Raw genomic sequence first — 15,418 nt, 5'->3', positions numbered from 1 at the left:
GCGAGACGCCGGCGGGACGCCTGCGGCGGCTGGGCGGGCGGGATTGGGGGGCTATCCCCAGTGCGGCCGGGGCGGGACGTTCCTACGGTGGCCGTATGGAAGAGCTGAAGAGTGACCTCGACGCCACGCTCAGGGCCCGCCGGGAGCTGGGGCCGGAGTACGAGTCGGCGCTCGTGGACTCCTTCGTGGAGAAGGTCGACACGCAGGTGCGGCGGCGGCTGGCGGAGGAAAGGCTGTCGGCGGCCCGCGGTGACCGTCCGGCGGCCGGCGCGGGGAGCAGCTTCGGCGAACGCTTCGGCTTCGCCATCGTCACGCTGGTCCTGGCGATCCCCCTGTCGGCGATCGGCGCGACCCACGCGGGCCTGCCGGGGCTCCTGGTCACGTGGCTGGGGGTCCTGGGCGTCACCTTCGCCCACACCCGCGGGACGCTGCGGGGCCGACGGCCGGTGGGCTCCACCGACTGACCCACCGACCGCCCGCCACCCCCGGGGCTCCGCCCCCCCGCACCCCCGCGCCTCAAACGCCGGCGAGGCTGGATGGGGGTCCCCGGCCAAGGGGTTACGCAGAGCGAAGCCTGCGCGGGCGAGTGAGCCGAAGGGGGCGCGCCGGGGGAACAGGGACGAGCGCCCGGAGGACCGGCGAGGAACGAGCCGGTTCGAGCACGTACGCCCTCGTGAGCCCGGCGAAAAGCGCCCCCGGAGGCGAACCGAGCCCAAAAAAAGAGAGCGCGGGAACCGCCGCACCCCCGGTTGGGCCGGGGGGCGGGACGACGGCGGTTCCCGCGTGGACACGGGCCGGGTCAGGGCCGGCCCCGCGTCCGTGGCGTACGCGCGGGGCCGGGAGCCGCTCCGGTTGCCGCGCAACGCCGTTCGTGGCTGCCGGCCGGGCTTCCCAGGGGCCCTGCCGACAGCCACTACTGTGCCGCAGGCGTGTTAAGCGGGTGCTGCCGTCACGTGTCGGGCCCGTACCGTTTGCGCGAAGCCGCGCCAACGGCCGGGCCCGGCCGCCTACTTGGCGGTGCGCGCGAGGAACGCGAGCAGGTCCTGGCGGCTGACGACGCCGGTGGGCTTGCCCTCGACGAGCACGATGGCCGCGTCGGCCTTGCCGAGGACGTCCATCAGTTCGGACACGGGCTCGCCGGAGCCGACCTGCGGCAGCGGGGAGCTCATGTGCTTCTCCAGCGGGTCGGAGAGCGAGGCCCGCTGGGCGAACAGCGCGTCGAGCAGCTCGCGCTCCACCACGGAACCGATGACCTCGGCGGCCATGACGTCCGGGTGCCCGGCGCCCGGCTTGACGATGGGCATCTGGGAGACGCCGTACTCGCGCAGGACCTCGATGGCCTGGCCGACGGTCTCCTCGGGGTGCATGTGCACCAGGGACGGCAGGGTGCCCTGCTTGTCGTTGAGGACGTCGCCGATGCGGGCGGCGCTGCCGGCCTCCTCCAGGAAGCCGTGGCCGGCCATCCACTCGTCCGAGAAGATCTTGCTCATGTAGCCGCGGCCGCTGTCCGGCAGCAGGACGACGACGACGTCGTCGGGGCCGAGGTTCTCGGCGGCGCGGAGCGCGGCGACGACGGCCATGCCGCAGGAGCCGCCGACGAGGAGGCCCTCCTCCTTGGCGAGGCGGCGGGTCATCTGGAAGGAGTCCTTGTCGGACACCGCGATGATCTCGTCGGCGACGTTCTGGTCGTACGCGGTCGGCCAGAAGTCCTCGCCGACGCCCTCGACGAGGTACGGGCGGCCGGAGCCACCGGAGTAGACCGAGCCCTCGGGGTCGGCGCCGATGACCTTGACCTTGCCGCCGGAGGCTTCCTTGAGGTAATTGCCGGTGCCCGAGATGGTGCCGCCGGTGCCGACGCCCGCGACGAAGTGGGTGATCTTCCCGTCCGTCTGCTCCCACAGCTCCGGACCGGTGGTCTCGTAGTGCGAACGGGGGTTGTTCGGGTTGCTGTACTGGTCGGGCTTCCAGGCGCCGGGGGTCTCACGGACGAGGCGGTCGGAGACGTTGTAGTACGAGTCCGGGTGCTCGGGGTCGACGGCGGTCGGGCAGACCACGACGTCGGCGCCGTACGCGCGCAGCACGTTGATCTTGTCCATCGACACCTTGTCCGGGCAGACGAAGATGCACTTGTAGCCCTTCTGCTGGGCCACGATGGCGAGTCCTACGCCGGTGTTTCCGCTGGTCGGCTCCACGATGGTGCCACCGGGCTTGAGCGCTCCGCTCTCCTCGGCGGCCTCGATCATGCGGACGGCGATGCGGTCCTTCACGGATCCGCCCGGATTGAAGTACTCGACCTTGGCCAGGACGGTCGCCTGGATCCCTTCGGTCACACGGTTGAGCTTCACCAGCGGGGTGTTGCCGACGAGGCTGATCATCGAGTCGTGGAATTGCACCATGTTCTCCAAGGACAGGACTCCACGGGTTCTCCGGGAGGCACCGCCAGGGTATGTCGAAAGGAGATTGGCCGAGGAGTGCTACGGGGCAGGTAAGCCAGCAGAACGAGGAGGTGGCCGGAAAGGTGTCGAGGGCGAGGACGGCCCGCCGCATCGCGGCGGGCGCGGCGTACGGCGGGGGCGGGCTCGGTCTGCTGGGTGCGGCCACGGTCGGTCTGGTCCTGGCGGAGGTGCAGCTCGCGAAGCGTACGGTCGGCACCGGTCTGGGTGATCCGCCGCGGGCGGACGGGCTGTACGGCAGCGAGTTCGGCGGGCCGGAGCTGAGCCCGGGACCGCTGCGGCTGGCGATGCTGGGTGATTCGACGGCGGCCGGACTGGGGGTGCGCCGGGCGAGACAGACCCCGGCCGCGCTGGTGGCCTCGGGGCTGGCGGCGGTGGCCGAGCGGCCGGTGGAGCTGCGCAACGTGGCGCTGTCGGGGGCCATGTCCGACGACCTGGACCGCCAGGTCTCACTGCTGCTGGACACGGATCTGCCCGCCCCGGACGTCTGCGTGATCATGATCGGGGCGAACGACGTCACGCGGCGGATGCCGCCGACCCAGTCGGTCCGGCTGCTGACGGCCGCCGTGCGGCGGCTGCGGCTGGCGGGGGTGGAGGTGGTCGTGGGCACCTGCCCGGACCTGGGCACCATCGAGCCGGTCTACCAGCCGCTGCGCTGGCTGGCCCGGCGCGTCTCGCGGCAGCTGGCCGCGGCGCAGACCATCGGGGTGGTGGCCCAGGGCGGCCGGACGATCTCGATGGGCGACATGCTGGGCCCGGAGTTCGCGGCGAACCCCCGCGAGATGTTCGGGCCCGATTCGTACCATCCGTCGGCGGAGGGGTACGCGACCGCCGCGATGGCCGTCCTGCCGACGGTGTGCGCGGCGCTGGGGCTGTGGCCCGAGACCGACCGGCTCGACGTCTCGCGCGACGAGGACATGCTCCCGGTCGCGAAGGCGGCGTCGGCGGCGGCCGGCCAGGCGGGTACCGAGGTCACGGCGGCCCGCGCCCCGTGGGCCCTGCTCAAGCACCGCCGCCGGCGGCGGGTCCCGGGCGAGGACCTGGAGCACACGGCGGCACGGGCGGCTCCGGCGGCCGCCGGGGCCACGGGGGCGGCCGGGGTCACGGGGGCTGCCGGGGTCACGGGGGCGGCCGGGCCCGCCGGCGGCCCGTCCCGGGGCCCGACGGGCCCCGCCGCGCCCGACCCGGTCCACCCGGCCTGACGCGGGGACCCGCGCGGTACGCGGCCCGCGGCCCTCCCGGTCGCCACGGCGGGCATACCGGGCGGCCGGGCGTTGCTGTCATGGGCAGGGCCGTGACGCGGCCGGTCGCGTTGTGCCCGGCCGGGGCACGGGTGCGGTCCGCATCACACGCGCCAGGCGGTGACCTCGACCGTACGGGGCGGTAACTTCGCATGCGGTCCCGCAACGACGCACCCTTGGAGTCCCGATGCCCGAAGCCGTCATCGTTTCCACCGCCCGCTCTCCGATCGGGCGCGCCGGCAAGGGCTCCCTCAAGGACGTCCGCCCCGACGACCTGACCGCCACGATCATCCAGGCCGCCCTCGCGAAGATCCCCGAGCTGGACCCGCGCCAGATCGACGACCTGATGCTCGGCTGCGGCCTCCCGGGCGGCGAGCAGGGCCACAACCTCGCCCGGATCGTCGCCGTGCAGATGGGCATGGACTACCTGCCCGGCACCACGATCACCCGTTACTGCTCGTCCTCCCTCCAGACCTCCCGCATGGCGCTGCACGCCATCAAGGCGGGCGAGGGCGACGTCTTCATCTCCGCCGGCGTCGAGACGGTGTCCCGGTTCGCCAAGGGCTCCTCCGACGGCCTGCCGGACACCCACAACCCGCTCTTCTCCGACGCCGAGTCCCGTACGGCCGGCGTCGCCGCCAGCGAGGGCAGCGACTGGCACGACCCGCGCGAGGACGGCCTGATCCCCGACGCGTACATCTCGATGGGGCAGACCGCCGAGAACCTGGCCCGCCTCAAGGGCGTGACCCGCCGGGACATGGACGAGTTCGGCGTGCGCTCGCAGAACCTCGCCGAGGAAGCCATCAAGAACGGCTTCTGGGCCCGCGAGATCACCCCCGTCACCACCCCGGACGGCACGGTCGTCGCCACGGACGACGGCCCGCGCGCCGGGGTCACCCTGGAGGGCGTGGAGGGCCTCAAGCCCGTCTTCCGCCCCGACGGCCTGGTCACGGCCGGCAACTGCTGCCCGCTCAACGACGGCGCCGCGGCGCTCGTCATCATGAGCGACACCAAGGCGCGGGAGCTGGGCCTGACCCCGCTGGCCCGGATCGTCTCCACCGGTGTCACCGCCCTCTCCCCCGAGATCATGGGCCTGGGCCCGGTCGAGGCGTCGAAGCAGGCCCTGAAGCGGGCCGGGCTGACCGTCGGCGACATCGACCTGTTCGAGATCAACGAGGCCTTCGCGGCCCAGGTCATCCCGTCCTACCGCGACCTGGAGATCCCGCTGGAGAAGCTGAACGTCAACGGCGGCGCCATCGCCGTGGGCCACCCGTTCGGGATGACCGGTGCCCGTATCACCGGCACCCTGATCAACAGCCTGCAGTTCCACGACAAGCAGTTCGGCCTGGAGACAATGTGCGTGGGCGGCGGCCAGGGCATGGCCATGGTCATCGAGCGGCTGAGCTGAGCCGTAGCGGAGGGTAGGGGTCGCCCCGAGGAACGAGGGGCGGCACCTGCCCGCAGCGCAGGCGAAGCTCAGCGCGACCAAGGACGCGAGCGGCTGAGCTGACCGGCTCGGCCGGCCGACCGCGCTCGGGTCGCGCGTCGCTACTGACAGCGATTCCAATCCCGTCGCGGCCGACCTGTGACCGAATCTCCCCCAGGATGTGACCTTTGTCCTGGGGGATCGGCATATGCGCAGGTCAGATGGGGTGCACATATGATCGCCGGGGCTAAAGACCTGTCCATTTCGTGACGTAATGCACTGCACGCCATTCCCAGGTCGGGTCAAGCTGTTGTAGGAAGTCGGGGGATCGGAACACATCTGGAGTTAGTCAGTGAGCGCCATGTCTCTTGCCCTGCTGCTGACCACGGCCGCTGCCACGGCCGTGGGCGCTGCTGCGCTGCATGCGGTGCACAGCCTGCGCAAGCAGGTCACGGCCCTGCGCGGCGAGCTCGTCGCGTCGGTCCACCCTCGCGGTACGACCGTCCCCCACGCCCGTCACGCCACCGAAACCCCGGCCGCCGAGATACGAGCCGCCGTGGCCGAGGCCCTCGCCGAGGAGCGCGAGCGCGAGCTGGCCGAGGCGCGCGCCTTCTGGGCCGCCCAGGAGGCCCGTGACGCCGCCGACGCCACCCCCCGCTTCGCCGGGGACGCCCCGACCTCGCTCCTGGGCGGTATGCCCGGGCTCGGCGAGGACAACCCGCTCTTCCTGCCCCGGCAGGCGGACCTGGTGGGCCTGGACCCGATGGGTCTGGACCCGCTGGACCTGGAGCCGGTGCTCGGGGACGAGGTGGACGAGTACCCGGAGGACTCCCCCGAGCTGGCCGCCGCCCGCCGGCGCCACCCCTCGCACCCCGACTTCGTTCCGGTCCAGCCGAACCCCGGCGCCGACCACGAGCGCACCGTCAGTCGCCTGGAGGAGCTCGCGCTGGCCCGTACGGCCCTCGCGGACGTCCGCCCGGGCCCGCTGGGCACCCTGGACGTGTACGTCTTCACGGACGGCACCACGCTGTGCATGACCCCGGGCCACCGGGAGACCGCGGAGCGTCTGGCGGAGGCCCTGCGGTCGGGCACCGCGCCGGTCCTCCTGGGCGGCTCGGGCATCTCGGGCGCCTACGCGCTGACGTTCTCCTGCGGCGACTCCGACGACCCCGACAGCAACGTCTACATCCTCGCGGACCGCGTCATCGCCTCGCTCTGAGCGCTGACGCGCCGCCGCGCCGCCGACGCGCCTCCGCGTCGGCGCTTCCGGCTCAGCCCAGCGCCCTGGCTTCCGCCCGCTCCACCAGCGCCACGGCCTCGTCCAGCATCGCGGACGGGGCCGTTCGCGCGTCCGGGGTGTCCGGCGCCTCGCGCAGGGCCTGGGCCAGGTCCAGCCCGGCGACGGCCACCTGGTCCCCGACGACGAACAGTCCGGCGTCGGGCATCTCGCGGACCTCGGCGGCCCCCTCCAGCCGCTGTGCGCGCGCCGACAGCTCCCGGGCCAGCGCCAGGCCCTCCGCGGCCGCACCGCGCTGCAGGCGGCTCTGCGGGGCGGCGCGCAGCCGGTCGGCGAAACGTTCCACGACGGCGGTCAGGGGCGAAGTATCGAGCACCCGGCCGACCTTACGCGCCGTACACGCGCCATTGCCAACGGGCAAACGGTCGGGCACGGTGGCATGAAGAGAACAGCACGACGGCGATACCCCCCGGAGGCGCCCATGTCCGTAGAGTTCTCCGAGCAGACCCACCGCAACATGATCGACCGCATCCCTCAGACCACCGGTCGTGAGATGTCCGACTGGCTCCGTACCGTCGACGAAGGCCCCTCCCTCGTCCGGTTCGAGGAAAAGCTCCACTGGCTGCGCGGCGCGTACGAGCTCTCGTACGGCCAGGCCAAAGCGATCATCCACGAGTACGACCTGCGCCGGGCCGCCAGAAAGTTCGGCTGACCCGCTGATCCACGACCTCCTGACCCCCGACCTCCTGACCCCTGACGCGGGAAGGCCCCGCGAGCGTGACGCTCGCGGGGCCTTCCCCGTGCTTGTCCTTCGTCCGTGGCCGTCCATGGCCGGCCGCGGCCCTCCGGGACGATCAGTCGTCGCCCGAGAGGATCTGGAACAGGCGCAGCAGCTCCAGGTAGATCCACACCAGGGTCATGGTGAGGCCGAAGGCCGCCAGCCACGCCTCCTCGCGCGGGGCGCCGTAGGTCACGCCGTCCTCGACCTGCTTGAAGTCCAGGGCGAGGAAGCAGGCACCGAGGATGACGCCGATGACGCCGAACAGGATGCCGAGGCCACCGCTGCGGAAGCCGAGGCCGTCGCCGCCCGCGAAGACGGAGAACAGCAGGTTGGCGACCATGAGCAGCATGAAGCCCATGGCGGCGGCCATCACGAAGCCGTAGAAGCGCCGGTTGACGCGGATCCAGCCCATCTTGTAGGCGAAGAGGACCGCGGCGAAGACGCACATCGTGCCGAGGACGGCCTGGACGACCACGCCGGCGCCGATGTAGGTGCTGGTCGCGGAGCTGATGACGCCGAGGAAGACACCCTCGAACGCCGCGTAGCCGATGATCAGCGCCGGGGCCGGCTTGCTCTTGAAGGTCTGGACCAGGGCCAGGACCATGGCGACGAGGGCGGCGCCGATGGCGATGCCGTACGACTTGCCGATGTTGGACGCGTCGACCGGCAGCGCGACCCAGGACAGGACCGCCGTCAGGACGACCGTGCCGAGCGTCATGGCCGTACGGGTCACGACGTCGTCGATGGTCATCGCGTTCGCCGTGGCCGGCGCCTGCGGCATGCCGGTCTGCGGGTCGGTCGCGTAAGGGTTCGTCGCGTACGGGTTCGTCGCGTACGGGTTGGTCGCGGCCCCGGCCTGCATCTGCGGCTGCGCGCCAAAGCCCGCGTGGCCGCCGTTGTCGCGGCTGAACCCCCGTCGCGAGAAGACCGGGTTACTGCTCCTCATCTCACTCCTCCATGGCCACCGGGCGCGGCCTTAGCACCCAGAGTAATGCGCTCGCAAAAAAATCACCCTACTGCTGGAGGAGGATCTTAGAAGAAGACAGCACGGCGCGCAGGAGGATATGAGGGGGCGGCGCGGGGCGTCCGGGCGCGCGGCGGGAGTGCCCGGAGCCGGACTCGAACCGGCACGGCCCGAGGGCCAGCGAGGTTTAAGCTCGCCGTGTCTGCATTCCACCACCCGGGCAAGGCGTGCGGCTCCCGCGGGAAAAGCCTTGAACGCAATGGCGAGCCTAACCGGAAGCACCCTGTCACCGAACGGGCCGCATTCCGATGTTGTCTGATTTTATTGGCGCTTGAGGGTGTGTCAGGGCACAGAACGCGTTGTCGGCCCCCGGTCCGGGACGATCACCGCCCGCCTGTGATTGACGGGATTTCGATGCCCGCGCCACCCCGCCGCGCCACCCCGGGCCACCCCACGTCGTCCCCGGCCCGTCACCGGCCCCCACGGCGGCCCGACCCCGACCTCTTCCCGACGGCCGTCATACCAGAGGAGGAGGCGCGCGGGCGGCGGGTCAGACTCCAGTGGGCCGACGAACGGTCACGGCGGCTGATCCGCGACGGGGGTGACCGCGGCGACGATGGACACGTCCCCCCGCGATATGTCCCGCAGCATCGACAGGAGTCCCCTGTGACCACCATGAACTACGCCCCGCACACCACCCAGGCCGTGGCCGCCCGCGCCACCGGCCTCTCCAAGGTGTACGGCCAGGGCGAGACCCAGGTGGTCGCGCTCGACAACGTCTCGGTCGACTTCGGCCAGGGCCAGTTCACCGCGATCATGGGCCCGTCCGGCTCCGGCAAGTCGACGCTGATGCACTGCGTCGCGGGCCTGGACTCCTTCTCCTCCGGCTCCGTCCGCATCGGCGAGACCGAGCTCGGCTCCCTGAAGGACAAGCAGCTCACGCAGCTGCGCCGGGACAAGATCGGCTTCATCTTCCAGGCGTTCAACCTGCTGCCGACGCTGACGGCGCTGGAGAACATCACGCTGCCCATGGACATCGCCGGCCGCAAGCCCGACAAGCAGTGGCTGGAGACCGTGATCCACATGGTCGGCCTCTCCGACCGCCTCAGCCACCGTCCCACCCAGCTCTCCGGCGGCCAGCAGCAGCGCGTGGCGGTCGCCCGCGCCCTGGCCTCCCGCCCCGAGATCATCTTCGGTGACGAGCCCACCGGAAACCTGGACTCGCGCTCGGGCGCCGAGGTCCTGGGCTTCCTGCGCAACTCCGTGCGCGAGCTCGGCCAGACCGTCGTCATGGTCACCCACGACCCCGTCGCCGCCTCCTACGCCGACCGCGTCATCTTCCTGGCCGACGGCCGGATCGTCGACGAGATGCTGCGCCCCACCGCCGACGGCGTCCTGGACCGCATGAAGGCGTTCGACGCCAAGGGCCGCACCAGCTGACCGGTCCTCCGACCCCCGACGCCACCGCACAGACTTCCAGCCCCCAGGACTGACACCCATGTTCCGTACCGCCCTGCGCAACGTCCTCGCGCACAAGGCCAGACTGCTGATGACGCTGCTCGCCGTCGTCCTCGGCGTCGCCTTCGTCTCCGGCACCTTCGTCTTCACCGACACCGTCGGCAAGGCGATGTCCGACCAGTCCCGCAAGAGCTACGACGGGGTGGCGGTCTCCGTCACCTCGTTCGGCACCGGCCGCAACGAGGACGGTGAGAAGGAGGGCGAGCCGGGCATCGGCCAGCCGACCCTCGACAAGATCGCCAAGCTCGACGGCGTCGACTCCGTCTCCGGCCGCGTCTCCGGCTTCGCGGGCGTCGCGGACCGCAGCGGCAAGCTGATCGGCACCGGGTGGATCAACCAGGGCGCCAACTACGCCCCCGTCAAGGACGGCAAGGACCCGCGCTACACCTTCACGCAGGGCGCGGGCCCCGCCAAGGCCGACCAGGTCGCCCTCGACAAGGCCTCTGCCGAGACCGGCGCGTACAAGGTCGGTGACAAGGTCCGGGTGGCCACCAACGGCCCGGTGAAGGAGTACACCCTCAGCGGTGTCTTCACCACCGAGGACGGCGCGGTCAACGCGGGCGGGTCCCTGGTGCTGTTCGACGCCAAGGTCGCGCAGGAGCTCTACCTCGTGCCCGGCTACTACAGCGAGCTGTCGGTGGCCGCGAAGTCCGGCGCCGACGCCGGCAAGCTGCTCTCCGCGATCAAGCCGCTGGTCGGCGAGAACGCCCGCGCCGAGACGGGCACCGCGCTCGCCGAGCGCAACGCCAAGGACATCGAGCAGGGCATGAGCGGCATGAAGACCGGCCTGCTGGGCTTCGGCTTCGTCGCGCTCTTCGTCAGCGTCTTCCTGATCTACAACACCTTCACCATGCTGGTCGCCCAGCGCACCAAGGAGCTGGCCCTGCTGCGCGCCGTCGGCGCCACCCGCGGCCAGGTCCGCAAGTCGGTGCTCAGCGAGGCCCTGCTGGTCGGCCTGCTCGCCTCGGCGATCGGCCTCGGCCTCGGTGTGCTCCTCGCCGTGGGGCTGCGCTCCGGGATGGACGCCTTCGGCGTCAAGATCCCGGCCGGTCCGCTGGTCGTCTCCTCGACCGCCGTCATCACCGCGCTCTCCGTCGGTGTCGTGATCACCGTGCTGGCCGCCTGGCTGCCGGCCCGGCGCACCGCGAAGATCCCGCCGGTCGCGGCCATGGGCAGCGCGCACCTGCCGCAGAGCACCAAGGGCCTGGTGGTCCTCAACAGCGTCGGCGGCACCATCACCGCCCTGGGCGCCGCGATGATCCTGTGGGGCTCCTCCAAGGGCGGCGAGACCGGCCGCTGGATCATCGGCGGCGGCGCGTTCTTCACGCTCGTGGGCATCGCCGTCCTCATCCCGATGCTCTCGCGTCCGCTGATCGCCCTGATCCGGCCGCTGCTGGAGCGGGTGTTCGGGGTCGCGGGCAATCTGGCCGCCCGCAACGCGGTCCGCAACCCGCGCCGTACCGGTGTCACCGCGGGCATGCTGACGATCGGTCTGACGCTGGTGACCGGCCTGACCGTGCTCGGCGTCACCATCGGCCAGGCCGTCGACAAGTCGACCACGGACAACATCAAGGCCGACTACATGCTGTCGATGGCCAGCGGCGGCTCCCTGGACCCCTCGGTCCTGACCGCGCTGGAGAAGGCGCCGGGCGTCACGGCGGTCTCCCCGCAGCAGTCCGGCTACTTCATCGACGGCGGCAAGACCTACCACTCCGCGTCCGGCGTCAACCCGGCCACCATCGACCGGCTGATCAACCTCAAGGTGGTCAGCGGCTCGACCGGCTCCCTCGCCCAGGGCCAGGTCGCGGTCGCCGACAAGACGGCCAAGAAGGCGGGCCTGTCGGTCGGCAGCACCATCGACGCCATGTTCGGCGACGGCAAGAAGCAGACCCTGAAGATCGGTGCGGTCTTCGAGGAGAACGAGCTCCTCTCCCCGTACGTCATGGACGCCAAGCTGATCGGCGCGGAGGAGGAGGGCGCGAAGCCCGAGATCCGCCAGGTCTTCGTGAAGATGGACGGCGGCGAGTCCAAGGCCAACGAGCAGAAGGTCATCGACGCGCTCGGCGACAACCCGGCCATCAAGATCGACGACAAGCAGGACATCCGCAACGAGATGGGCGGCATCATCAACCTGATGCTGAACCTGATGTACGGCCTGCTCGGCATGGCGCTGATCATCGCGGTGCTCGGTGTCGTCAACACCCTGGCGATGTCGGTCTTCGAGCGGACCCAGGAGATCGGCATGCTGCGGGCGGTCGGCCTCGACCGGGGCCGGGTCAAGAACATGATCCGCCTGGAGGCCGTGGTCATCTCGCTCTTCGGCGCGGTGCTCGGCATCGGACTCGGCACCTTCCTCGCCTGGGCGCTGGGCCGCACCTTCAAGTCCACCATCCCGAACTACGAGCTGGTGATCCCGTTCGACCGGATCGGCGTCTTCCTGCTGCTGGCGGGCGTGGTCGGCGTCCTGGCCGCCATGTGGCCGGCGCGCAGCGCGGCGAAGCTGAACATGCTGACCGCGATCAAGACCGAGTAGCGGCGGAGCCGGGCCCCGGCCCGGCGCCGGGGACGACGAAGGCCCCGCGACCTCCGAGGTCGCGGGGCCTTCGCGCGTCCGGGCCGCGGCGTACGGCGGGCCTCGCCGCAGGTACGTCGGGCAGCCGGCCGGTCGGGCAGGCGGGCGGGCAGTCACGCAGGCGGGCGGTCCGTCAGGTCGCCGGCCAGTGCCGGGTGCGCAGGGGCAGGCCCGACGCCCCGGGGGCGGTGGCACGCACCGCCAGGACCTGGTTGACGCCCAGCCGGTTGCGCTCGAAGCCGAGGGCCGAGGCGGCCATGTACAGCTGCCAGACCCGCGCCCGCCCCGGGGAGGTCAGGCGCACCGCCCGCTCCCAGTCGGCCTCCAGGCGGGCCACCCAGGCCCGCAGGGTCAGCGCGTAGTGCTCGCGCAGGGCCTCGACGTCGCGGACCTCGAAGCCGGCCCGCTCCAGCTCGCCGACGGTGCTGCCGAGCGGGGACAGCTCCCCGTCGGGGAAGACGTAGCGGTCGATGAACTCATCGACGTGGTACGCCGATTCGTCGGACTCGGGGCGGCGCGCGATCTGGTGGTTCAGCAGCCGTCCGCCCGGCCGCAGCAGGGCGTGGAGGGCGCGGGCGTAGGCGCGGTAGCCGGCGGAGCCGACGTGTTCGGCCATGCCGATGGAGGAAACGGCGTCGTACGGCCCGTCCTTGACGTCCCGGTAGTCCTGGACGCGGATCTCGATCCGGTCCGCCAGGCCCTCCTCCGCGACCCGCTTGCGGGCGTACGCGGCCTGCTCCCCGGAGAGGGTGATGCCGGTGACCCGGGCGCCGTACTCGCGGGCCGCGTGCAGCGCCATGGAGCCCCAGCCGCATCCGACGTCCAGCAGCCGCACGCCGGCGCCGAGGTCCAGCTTGCGGCAGACCAGGTCGAGTTTGGCGTGCTGGGCCTCCTCCAGGGTGCCGCCGGGCTGCCAGTAGGCGCACGAGTAGACCATCGAGGGGCCGAGGACGAGCTCGTAGAAGGCGTTGCCGACGTCGTAGTGGTGGCTGACGGCCTGTTTGTCGCGGCCCCGGCTGTGGAGGGTCCCCGAGCGCCGTACCGCCTCCTCCGGCGGCGGAGCGGGCGCGGGCAGCGGCCGGGCCAGGGCCACCAGGTCGCGTACGGCGGCCCGCGCGCCGGGGTCGCGCAGCAGGCCCACGGGGGTGGCGCCGCCGGGGGTGGGCTGCGCACCGGGGCCGCCGGGGTTCCCGGGGCCGCCGGGCCCCGCCGGGGCGGGGTGCCCGCGCTCCCACAGCACGCCCGCGACCCGGTCCAGCAGCTCGTACAGGTCGCCCTCGACGCTCAGTTCGCCCGCGACCCAGGCCCGGGCCAGGCCCAGCTCGCCGGGCTTCCACAGGATCCGGCGCAGCGCGCGGCGGTGGTGGAAGACCAGGACCGGGCCGCCGGGCGGGCCCGCCTCGCTGCCGTCCCAGGCGCGGACGCGGACGGGCAGCGCGGACCCCAGCAGGGTCTCGGCAAGAGCGGCCAGCCGCGGCGCGGCGTCGGTCATGGCGCACACCTCCAGATTGGCTCCGACGCATGCGTCTACCCAACTCGCGCCCCGGGTACGCCGAAGGGGCCGCCCGCACCACGGATGGCGGGCGGCCCCTTCGGGGACGTGCTGGTCAGGCGGGCGTCAGGACGCCTTGGCCTTCTCGGCCGGGGCAGCGGCGGCGGCCGGGGCCGGCGCCGGCTTGGCGGCCTCGTAGAACTCCTCGCGCGGCGTCTCCAGCGCGCCGAGGGAAACCACCTCGCGCTTGAGGAACATGCCGAGGGTCCAGTCGGCGAACACGCGGATCTTGCGGTTCCAGGTCGGCATGGCCATGCCGTGGTAGCCACGGTGCATGTACCAGGCGAGCCGGCCCTTGAGCTTGATCTTCATCTTGCCCATGACGATCATCGCGACGCCCTTGTGGAGGCCGAGGCCCGCCACCGCACCCTTGTTGTGGTGCTCGTACTCGCCCTGCGGGAAGCCCCGCATGCCCGAGATGACGTTGTCGCCGAGGACCTTGGCCTGGCGCAGCGCGTGCTGGGCGTTCGGCGGGCACCAGGCGTTCTCGACACCGGCCTTGCGCAGCGCGACGTCCGGGACCTGGGCGTTGTCGCCCGCGGCCCAGATGTAGTCGGTGCCCTTGACCTGGAGGGTGGGCTCGCAGTCGACGTGGCCGCGCGGGCCCAGCGGCAGGCCGTAGCGGGCCAGCGCCGGGTTGGGCTTGACGCCCGCGGTCCACACGATGGTGTTGGAGTCGACCTCGAGGCCGTTCTTCAGCACCACGTGGCCGTCCACGCAGGAGTCCATGGAGGTGTTGAGGTAGATCTCGATGCCGCGGGACTCGAGGTGCTCCTTGCCCCAGGTGCCGAGCTTGGGCCCGACCTCGGGGAGGATCTTGTCGGCGGCGTCCACCAGGACGAAGCGCATGTCCTCGCGCTTGATCGTGGTGTAGTACTTCGCGGCGTCGCGGGCCATGTCCTCGACCTCGCCGATCGTCTCGGCGCCGGCGAAGCCGCCGCCGACGAAGACGAAGGTGAGGGCCTTGCGGCGGACGTTCTCGTCCGTCGTGGACTCGGCCTTGTCGAGCTGCTCGAGTACGTGGTTGCGCAGGCCGATGCCCTCTTCGACACCCTTCATACCGATGCCCTGCTCGGCGAGGCCGGGGATCGGGAAGGTGCGGGAGATGGCGCCGAGCGCGATCACCAGGTAGTCGAAGGGCAGCTCGTACGCCTCGCCGACCAGCGGCGTGACGACGGCGACCTTGCGGTCCTGGTCGATGCTGGTGACCCGGCCGGTGAGAACCTCAGCCTTGGGCAGCACGCGTCGCAGCGGGACGACGACGTGCCGAGGCGAGATACTGCCTGCGGCCACTTCGGGGAGGAAGGGCTGGTAGGTCATGTACGAACGCGGGTCGACGACCGTGACGGTCGCCTCGCCGTAGCGCATCTTCTTCATGATGCGCTTGGCTGCGTACAGGCCTACGTACCCACCTCCTACTACGAGGATCCTGGGACGCTCCGTGGTGCTCATGGAACGAGTATCCAGCACCCGATGGGGCGTCGCTCGTGAGGGTCTTCACAAGCAGTGGGGAGGCCTCTGTTACACTGCGCGGCCCACGTGACCCAGGTCATGGCGCGCAACGGGAACCATGGGGTACCAGCGGACGTTGTTCACCCGTCCTGAACAGGCCTCCAGGCCTTCAGGAGGACTGGACCACCGCCTTCGTGGATACCTCCGACACGGATCCGGTGG

Annotated in this window: 12 protein-coding genes and 1 tRNA gene; 7 read left to right on the top strand and 6 right to left on the bottom strand. The window is 71.6% G+C overall.

Features of this window, described 5'->3' with window-relative positions; genetic code table 11:
- The first annotated feature begins 95 nt into the window (after window positions 1-95).
- Window positions 96-464, top strand: coding sequence for a hypothetical protein (locus ACZ6KO_RS25385; RefSeq protein ID WP_469306283.1), 369 nt, complete (start codon window positions 96-98; stop codon window positions 462-464).
- A 543-nt stretch (window positions 465-1,007) separates the two neighbouring features.
- Here the strand turns inward: ACZ6KO_RS25385 and ACZ6KO_RS25380 are convergent.
- Window positions 1,008-2,393: a cystathionine beta-synthase gene (locus tag ACZ6KO_RS25380; RefSeq protein ID WP_469306362.1), complete on the bottom strand. Its 1,386-nt coding sequence runs from the start codon at window positions 2,391-2,393 to the stop codon at window positions 1,008-1,010.
- A gap of 125 nt (window positions 2,394-2,518) precedes the next feature.
- Between ACZ6KO_RS25380 and ACZ6KO_RS25375 the strand changes: the two genes are divergently transcribed.
- From ACZ6KO_RS25375 to ACZ6KO_RS25365, 3 genes are all read left to right on the top strand, one after another.
- A complete protein-coding gene (locus ACZ6KO_RS25375) occupies window positions 2,519-3,655 on the top strand; it encodes an SGNH/GDSL hydrolase family protein (protein WP_469306282.1) in 1,137 nt (378 codons plus the stop codon).
- A gap of 226 nt (window positions 3,656-3,881) precedes the next feature.
- Window positions 3,882-5,102 carry an acetyl-CoA C-acetyltransferase gene (locus ACZ6KO_RS25370; RefSeq protein ID WP_469306281.1) on the top strand — a complete coding sequence of 407 codons (1,221 nt, stop codon included), beginning with the start codon at window positions 3,882-3,884 and terminating at the stop codon, window positions 5,100-5,102.
- A gap of 379 nt (window positions 5,103-5,481) precedes the next feature.
- Window positions 5,482-6,339: a hypothetical protein gene (locus tag ACZ6KO_RS25365; RefSeq protein ID WP_469306361.1), complete on the top strand. Its 858-nt coding sequence runs from the start codon at window positions 5,482-5,484 to the stop codon at window positions 6,337-6,339.
- Between the two features lie 52 nt (window positions 6,340-6,391).
- On the opposite strand, the gene ACZ6KO_RS25360 is transcribed toward ACZ6KO_RS25365, so the two are convergent.
- Window positions 6,392-6,733, bottom strand: a complete 342-nt coding sequence (locus tag ACZ6KO_RS25360) for a hypothetical protein (RefSeq protein WP_469306280.1) — start codon at window positions 6,731-6,733, stop codon at window positions 6,392-6,394.
- Between the two features lie 105 nt (window positions 6,734-6,838).
- Here ACZ6KO_RS25360 and ACZ6KO_RS25355 point away from each other — a divergent pair, with 105 nt between their 5' ends.
- A complete protein-coding gene (locus tag ACZ6KO_RS25355; RefSeq protein WP_401451932.1) occupies window positions 6,839-7,069 on the top strand; it encodes a DUF4287 domain-containing protein in 231 nt (76 codons plus the stop codon).
- Between the two features lie 142 nt (window positions 7,070-7,211).
- Here the strand turns inward: ACZ6KO_RS25355 and ACZ6KO_RS25350 are convergent, their stop codons facing one another.
- Both ACZ6KO_RS25350 and ACZ6KO_RS25345 read right to left on the bottom strand, forming a co-directional pair.
- Window positions 7,212-8,084, bottom strand: a complete 873-nt coding sequence (locus ACZ6KO_RS25350) for a Bax inhibitor-1/YccA family protein (protein ID WP_469306279.1) — start codon at window positions 8,082-8,084, stop codon at window positions 7,212-7,214.
- A gap of 158 nt (window positions 8,085-8,242) precedes the next feature.
- Window positions 8,243-8,324, bottom strand: a tRNA-Leu gene (locus ACZ6KO_RS25345).
- A gap of 453 nt (window positions 8,325-8,777) precedes the next feature.
- Here ACZ6KO_RS25345 and ACZ6KO_RS25340 point away from each other — a divergent pair.
- Window positions 8,778-9,542 carry an ABC transporter ATP-binding protein gene (locus ACZ6KO_RS25340; protein WP_469306360.1) on the top strand — a complete coding sequence of 255 codons (765 nt, stop codon included), beginning with the start codon at window positions 8,778-8,780 and terminating at the stop codon, window positions 9,540-9,542.
- Between the two features lie 58 nt (window positions 9,543-9,600).
- Window positions 9,601-12,153 (top strand): ABC transporter permease, encoded by a 2,553-nt coding sequence (locus tag ACZ6KO_RS25335; RefSeq protein ID WP_469306278.1) that lies wholly within the window; start codon window positions 9,601-9,603, stop codon window positions 12,151-12,153.
- Window positions 12,154-12,325: 172 nt separating this feature from the next.
- On the opposite strand, the gene ACZ6KO_RS25330 is transcribed toward ACZ6KO_RS25335, so the two are convergent.
- Entirely contained in the window at window positions 12,326-13,684 is a 1,359-nt protein-coding gene (locus ACZ6KO_RS25330) for a class I SAM-dependent methyltransferase (protein WP_469306277.1), read from the bottom strand.
- Window positions 13,685-13,810: 126 nt separating this feature from the next.
- Window positions 13,811-15,196, bottom strand: a complete 1,386-nt coding sequence (locus ACZ6KO_RS25325) for an NAD(P)/FAD-dependent oxidoreductase (protein WP_469306276.1) — start codon at window positions 15,194-15,196, stop codon at window positions 13,811-13,813.
- Window positions 15,197-15,418: the final 222 nt, after the last annotated feature.

The organism is Streptomyces sp. NPDC042102 (assembly GCF_055582305.1).
The sequence above is the reverse complement of the archived record's forward strand: the minus strand, read 5'-3'. Positions and strand labels throughout refer to the sequence as shown.